The organism is Paracoccus sp. (in: a-proteobacteria) (genome assembly GCF_039808215.1).
GTDB lineage: Bacteria > Pseudomonadota > Alphaproteobacteria > Rhodobacterales > Rhodobacteraceae > Paracoccus.
In genome coordinates, this window is sequence record NZ_JBDHSP010000109.1 from 1 (window position 1) to 6,575 (window position 6,575).

The 6,575-nt window shown below is 58.1% G+C and carries 6 protein-coding genes and 1 pseudogene; 5 read left to right on the top strand and 2 right to left on the bottom strand.

The features are described from left to right. From WMK75_RS17765 to qatD, 5 genes and pseudogenes are all read left to right on the top strand, one after another. A pseudogene (locus WMK75_RS17765) lies at positions 1 to 360 on the top strand (type I restriction endonuclease subunit R); the annotation flags it as partial. Between the two features lie 26 nt (positions 361 to 386). Beyond that, positions 387 to 2,228, top strand: coding sequence for a P-loop NTPase fold protein (locus WMK75_RS17770; RefSeq protein WP_347268918.1), 1,842 nt, complete (start codon positions 387 to 389; stop codon positions 2,226 to 2,228). After that, positions 2,228 to 3,091: a hypothetical protein gene (locus WMK75_RS17775; RefSeq protein WP_347268919.1), complete on the top strand. Its 864-nt coding sequence runs from the start codon at positions 2,228 to 2,230 to the stop codon at positions 3,089 to 3,091. Before WMK75_RS17770 ends, WMK75_RS17775 begins: the two co-directional genes overlap by 1 nt. Continuing rightward, positions 3,088 to 4,350 carry a Qat anti-phage system QueC-like protein QatC gene (gene qatC, locus WMK75_RS17780; protein WP_347268920.1) on the top strand — a complete coding sequence of 421 codons (1,263 nt, stop codon included), beginning with the start codon at positions 3,088 to 3,090 and terminating at the stop codon, positions 4,348 to 4,350. The genes WMK75_RS17775 and qatC overlap by 4 nt, the downstream gene beginning before the upstream one ends. Continuing rightward, positions 4,350 to 5,087 (top strand): Qat anti-phage system TatD family nuclease QatD, encoded by a 738-nt coding sequence (gene qatD, locus WMK75_RS17785; protein ID WP_347268921.1) that lies wholly within the window; start codon positions 4,350 to 4,352, stop codon positions 5,085 to 5,087. The genes qatC and qatD overlap by 1 nt, the downstream gene beginning before the upstream one ends. Before the next feature lie 3 nt (positions 5,088 to 5,090). On the opposite strand, the gene WMK75_RS17790 is transcribed toward qatD, so the two are convergent. Next, the gene (locus WMK75_RS17790; RefSeq protein WP_347268922.1) at positions 5,091 to 6,278 is read right to left on the bottom strand and encodes a tyrosine-type recombinase/integrase; all 1,188 of its coding nucleotides are present in this window, start codon (positions 6,276 to 6,278) and stop codon (positions 5,091 to 5,093) included. Positions 6,279 to 6,496: 218 nt separating this feature from the next. After that, positions 6,497 to 6,575: DUF933 domain-containing protein (locus WMK75_RS17795; RefSeq protein ID WP_347268923.1), on the bottom strand; the 79-nt coding region annotated here is incomplete at its 5' end.

Genomic DNA, 6,575 nt, shown 5'->3' on the forward strand with positions numbered 1-6,575 from the left:
GCCAGCCTGGGCAACCGCGCGAAAGAAAGTCTGGTGGTGGACTTCATCAACCAGACCGATTTGGACCAGATCGGTGACAAGGCCAGCGTGATCGATGCGTTCTTCAAGTTTGCTCAAGCGGAGCAGCAGCGCGAAGCGCAGGAGTTGATCACCACCGAGAGCCTCAACGCTGAGGCCGCCAAGCGATACATCACCACTTCACTCAAGCGTGAGTTCGCCAGCGAGAACGGCACGGAGCTCAACGCGGTTCTGCCCAAGATGAGCCCATTGAACCCGCAATTTCTGACCAAGAAGCAGACTGTCTTCCAGAAGATTGCAGCCTTTGTTGAGAAGTTCAAGGGTGTAGGCGGGCAACTATAAGCACTCGATTATCAGGGGGGGGGAACATGTGGCATGACAATGAAACAACCACGGACTACTTGAATTTCGGCGTCGTTGCGGATGCCTGCGCAAAGCTACTGCAGCAGGCCAACGGCCAGCCCATTTCCATTGGCGTATCCGGCGGCTGGGGCGTTGGGAAATCCTCATTGGTACGCATGGTCGCGTCACGGCTGAACGTCGACGCAGACCCCGACAAGAATACGTACGTGGTGGTCACCTTCAATCCTTGGCTGTATCAGGACTTCGAAGGCGCACGTAGTGCTCTTCTTCAAATGGTCGGTGATGAAGTGTTGCGCCGAGCTTCCTCCAACGAGGGGCTGTTGAAGAAAGCCAAAAGGCTTCTTCAACGCATCAATCTGCTGCGAATCGTTCAACTCGGTGGCGAGGCGGCCGCAACGATCGCCACAGGCATTCCTATTGGCTTGATTGGACGCACGCTCGCAAAGTTTGGCTTTGGCGACGAACAGGGAGAGGCCGCTGACGACAAGGCCGAGAAGGATGAGGATTGGGGCCTACTGAAGCCTGCCGAGCCGGTCTCTCTGCCAGGCGAAATTCAGGCGTTTCGAGATGCGCTTGAGGAGCTTCTGGAAGAGCTGAAGATTACCCTTGTTGTGTTCGTGGACGACCTTGATCGCTGTCTCCCGCAGACGGCCATTTCGACACTTGAATCCATTCGCTTGCTGCTGTTCCTGAAGCGCAGCGCGTTTGTTGTTGCGGCCGACAACGAGTTCATCCGAGGCGCTGTGCGAGTGCACTTTGCGGGGACGGGCATCAGTGATGAGGTTGCGACGAACTATTTCGACAAGCTTATCCAGGTCCCGCTGCATGTGCCAAGGCTAGGTGTGAATGAGGCAAAGGCCTACCTGGCGTTGTTACTGCTGGAACGGGCCGTTGCTGACGGTCAGTTCGTTGATGGTCAGTTCACTCGCGCGGTTCAGGCCGTCTCTGAACGCCTCAAGACCAGTTGGCGCGGTGATGCGGTGACGCTGGAATTTTTGAAGGGCCTCATCAATCCTCAGAACGCTCACTTGGTCGAGCTGATGGAATTGGCTGAGGGGTTGGCACCGCTGCTCACGAGTTCGAGCAAGGTAAACGCCAATCCGCGCCTGATGAAGCGGTTCCTCAACACGGTCTTTCTCCGGTCAGCCCTAGCCAAGCCTCAGGGGATTGAATTGGACCTCAAGGCCTTGGCCAAATGGCACCTCTTGGAGCGCTGCGACGAAGCCTTGGCAAACGCGCTTGCAGGCCGAGTCACTTCCGCGACGGAAGGACGTGTCGATATGATTCGAGTGGCTGAGCACGCGGCCCGAGAAGGTGTGGCCTTACCAGAGCCATTCAAGGATGAGTTTTTCCATAAGGAATGGCTTGGACTAGAGCCTGCACTTGGCGAAATGGACTTGCGCCCATTGCTCCACCTGAGCAGGGACTCCGCGATGCGGGACTTCGGTGACGACAGCTTGACGACCGAAGGCCGTGCCTTGCGGGATGCGCTGATGGTTGCGACCAGCGCAAATGAGCCGCTGACACAGGCAATTCGAGCAGCTGGAGTGAGTCAGGCTGACGCTGTAATGGCCAAGGTGTGGCAACTGAAGTCACCAAAGCGAAACTGGCGACAAACCGAAGACGTTGTGTCATTACTGGAAATCTCCAAGATCTTTCCTGACCTTGGTGCAAAGGCCGCCGCTTTGCTGGCCCAGGCGCCCATCAAGGAGGTCGGCCCAGGGCTCGTCCCTCTCCTGTATGAGCAGACGTGGGCTCGTCCTGTGCTCGATCAGTGGCATGCCTCCGGTGATGCTTCCAGACCGGTCAAGCAAGCCATTGAACAAGCCAGGAAAGGAGCGCGCTGATGGGAACGTCAACATCAAGCAAAGGTGGTGGCTCGCGCTCCCCCTTTGATCCTGAGTGGCTGTCGCCGCCCGAAGGCGGCAATGGCGGAGAAAGCCCTGCGCCTGGTGATGGCGAAGGTCCTTCTCCGGCTGATGCCAACGACGCCAACGCTGACGGGCAGGGCGACGCGGCTAGCGGTGAAGAAGGTGATGTGACCGGGCCTGCGCTAGCGCCTGACCGCCGCTTTGCTCCAGCCCGTTCTGGCATGTCGGCATTCCTTGGTGGCGGGGGGCGCGAAGCTCTGCGCACTGCGACCAAGAGCATGGTCAGCAAGGGAATGGGCGGCCCGCGACGAGCAGCGGCCACCATGCGAGCGACGGCTCAGGGGGCCGGCCAACTGGGGCAATTTCTTGCGTCCGCACGGGATGCCACAGACCCACGAGTTGTCGACTGGGTGCAGCGGGTTCGTGCCCAGAACCTTTCAGCAAACGACCTCGTCCTGGAGGTGGTCAAAGAAGTTCTTCCGAACACAGGAAGTGTCGACGAAGAGTCCATTCGGAACGCTGCGGCAGAAGCGCTTGGTCAGCTGTACGAGGTAGCCCCTGAAGTCGACATCTTCAACCTAACAGATGCACAAATCGGGGACCTCATCGGCTACATCGTCGCCAACGACCTATGTAATCGCGTTGACCTGCAACTGGGTCAAACATACGAGAAGCTTAAGTTCGACGCGCGGCAAATCCAGCTGTATCGGAACGACATCAAGGAATATGTCAACGCGCAAGTCAAGGTGGTTCTTGACCGACAAGGACCACGCGGGATTGACCATCAACGACTTGCCAGTGAAGTCTTGGCCTCAACCCTTGAGGTATTTGTCGAATGAAAGTTCTATGTACAACACCTGACTTCTTGCCTGCGCGTCTCGATGCCGGGGAACTCGCATTTACCTACTTCAAGAGCGCCCGACGCCCCGGAGTTGGCACCATCGCGAAAGGATGGCGAGGTTCGTTGAAGCGGCGCGGGTTCGCACCGAGCGCTCAGGTCTGGGACTTCGTTCAGTTCTGCCTAGCAGTTTGCGCCGCCGACTTGGCCTGTCTTCGAAGCACGAGTGCGGATGGCTGGACGCGCGTGATTGAGCTCACTGTCGGCCTGCATGAGCCACTGCGCTGGCTGCCTTTCCAAGAACAACTTGAAGCACTTCTCAAGGTTCTCACTGGCGACTACTGGAAGCTCCATTTCGTAGCTGGCGGTGCAGCGCCACCGGATGGCAGGCCCGTTGCGACTGCGCACGACTGCGTATCCCTGCTATCAGGCGGCCTCGATAGCCTCATCGGGGGGATAGACCTTGTTGCACAAGGTCGCCGCCCGATGTTTGTGTCGCAGCTGGCACATGAGGACTCTCAGCGTCAGAGGAATTACGCAGCGCAGCTTGGCGGTGTGGGGTCTCACTGGCAGTGGAGTCATGGCATCAGCTTTAGCGGCCAACGTGAGACTTCAACGCGCGCTCGGTCTCTGGCCTTTTACGCGTTCGCGGTGCTGGCTGCCTCGCGGGTTGCCAGTGATCCTGTCCAGGTGTTTGTTCCAGAAAATGGATTCATTTGCATCAATCCGCCTTTGGTGCCAGGACGCGTCTCTAGTTTGAGCACCCGGACCACGCACCCGCAGTTCATCGCAATGTTGCAGAGTGTGCTGGACGGATTGGATGTGCCTGTTCGGCTTGAACTTCCCTATCAGTTCAAAACCAAGGGCCAGATGCTCAACGAGTGTCTCAACCAGCCTCTGCTTCAGCAGTTGGCGGCGGACTCCACGAGTTGCGGCCGTTTTCGCACCTACAACCGAAGGCACTGCGGCCGGTGTGTTCCTTGCATGATTCGCAAAGCCGCATTTATCGCCTGGGACCCTGCTCGCGATACAACCGACTACGTACACCGCTCGTTGGCCGATGCGAACAAGGCTAGTGGACCTGATGACGCGATGGCTGCAGCCCTTGCCGTACTCACGGCCCGGCAGAAGGGCTTGGACCGGTTCTTGGGGGCCTCTCTGGCATTTGCCGAGCCCGCTGTTAGGTTGGCATACAGGAGCGTACTTGCTAATGGGCTGAATGAGCTTGAAGTCTTGCTACAGAGGGATGGCGTACTGTGATGGATTTCCACTGCCACCTTGACCTCTATCCGAACGCTCGCGAGGTGTTCAAGGAAGCTGCACAGAAGAATGAATTCACATGGCTGGTGACTACCAGCCCAAAGGCCTTTGTTGCGACTGCGCGTGTACTCACAGGCGCAGCGAATGTACTTGTCACCCCAGGACTTCATCCAGAGATTGCGCACGAGCGTGCTGGCGAGCTTGACCTTCTGTTGACGCAAATGGGCGATGTCGCAGCCATTGGCGAAGTCGGCCTTGATGGCTCGTCTCGGTATAGCAAGAGCTACGATGTTCAGCGCGGCCTATTTGAGGCCATCATTGAACGTAGCTCGGCACTGGGCGGTCGTGTGCTCAGCATTCATTCACGCCAAGCTGTGAATGACGTATTGGCTATTTTGGATCGACATGCCGGATTTGGGACCGCAGTAATGCACTGGTTCACAGGGACGGTAAAGGAGCTGCGAGCTGCGGAAGAGCGAGGCTGCTGGTTCAGCATCGGGCCAGCCGCATTTGCATCGAGTAGTGGCCGGGCTTTGGCGGCGAAGCTACCGCGGCAATTTGTTGTTCCCGAAAGTGACGGCCCATTTGCACGGGTCGACGACAAGCCAGTTCCGCCCTGGAGCGCTGACGTCACCTCCCGGCACCTTGGACAAGCATGGGGTGTCTCCACCCAGGAAGCGGCAACTCTGCTGAGCGAAAATTCTCATCGTCTCCTGGCGGTCATGAAGCAGCGTTGAGCGCTAGTTGGCATCCTTCCGTACGTAGGTCTTCCACTCGTTCAGTTTGTTAGCCCAGTCTTGCATCATGACTCGCCGCTCGTCCAGGTAGGTGGCATGGTTGTATGTCCGCCGAACACTATTTGGCTCCGCATGTGCCAGCTGGGCCTCAATGGCGTCAGGCCGATAGCCCAGTTCATTGAGCCGGGTGCTGCCCGTGGTGCGCGTGCCATGCGGGCTGTACTTGGTTGCCCAGCCGAGCTTCTTGAGCGCCTGCCGCAGGGCTGCGTCGGCCATTGGGCGCTGGCGATCATCGCGGTTCGGGAAAACGAATTTTGTGTGACCCGTGATTGGATGCATAGCCTTGAGAAGGTCGACCGCCTGAGTCGGTAGTGGAACGACGTGCTCTCGCCGCGCCTTCATGCGACGTGCCGGAATGGTCCAGAGCGCCTTGTCCAAGTCGAACTCGGCCCATTCTGCTTGGACGGATTCATTCGGGCGGCTGAGAGTCAGCCACATCAGCTGAAAGGCCTTGATGGTCTGGAAGTTGCCACCATGTCCGTCAAAATCGTTCAGCAGCTCGCCGACTTCCTCCGCGCTGAGGGCGCGCTTGTGTTGCGTCTTGTTGGGCGGCAGCGCTTTGCGAACCGGCCAAACGGGGTCGGTGTCCGCCCGTAGAGTCGCGACTGCATGTTCGAACACGCCAGACATGGTGCGCTTGGCTTCAGCCGCTACGGTGGGGGCACCCCGCTTGACCGTCTTGTTGAGAATGTCGAGGACATGGGCCGGAGTGATCTGACGTACCGGCAGCTTGCCAATCGACGGGAAGACCACGCGCTCCAGCATGTCGAGCCGGCGCTTCTTGGTCACTTCCTCCCAGTCCTTCAGGGCCAGCCACTCTTTGGCGATGGCCTCGAATGTGTTCGCTGAGTCTTGCTCGCGCTTGATGCGTTCGATCTGGCGATTCTGGACGGGATTGATGCCCTCCCTGACCAGCTTCCGTGCTGCCTCGCACTTCTCTCTGGCCTCGCCGAGCGTCACGCTGGGGTAGTCGCCAAGTGCGAACCATGAGGCCTTGTCATTGAGCTTGAAGCGATAGCGCCAAGCCTTGATGCCGTTGGGTTTGATTTCTAGGTACAGCCCCTTGTAGTCATTGAGGCGGTAGATGCCCTCTCTAGGCTTGGCGGCTCGGCACTGGGCGTCTGTCAGCATCGTGAAGCTCTCCTGTTCGTCCTCAGGGCTTTATCGTATACACCTTCATCGACCTAGTTCAAGATCCATATACACGCCCGTATCCACTTGCGCAGCGCCATCAGGTGTCGTTTCATGCAATGAGATGAAATGAAAAAGCCCCGTATCCACGGGGCTTTGCGTCGATTTCAGCGATGCGCCTGCAAGCATGTGCAATCGCCTGAAATGGCTTGTTTGAATCACACGTTGAACAGGAAGTTCAATACGTCGCCGTCCTGCACCACGTATTCCTTGCCCTCGGCGCGCATCTTGCCCGCT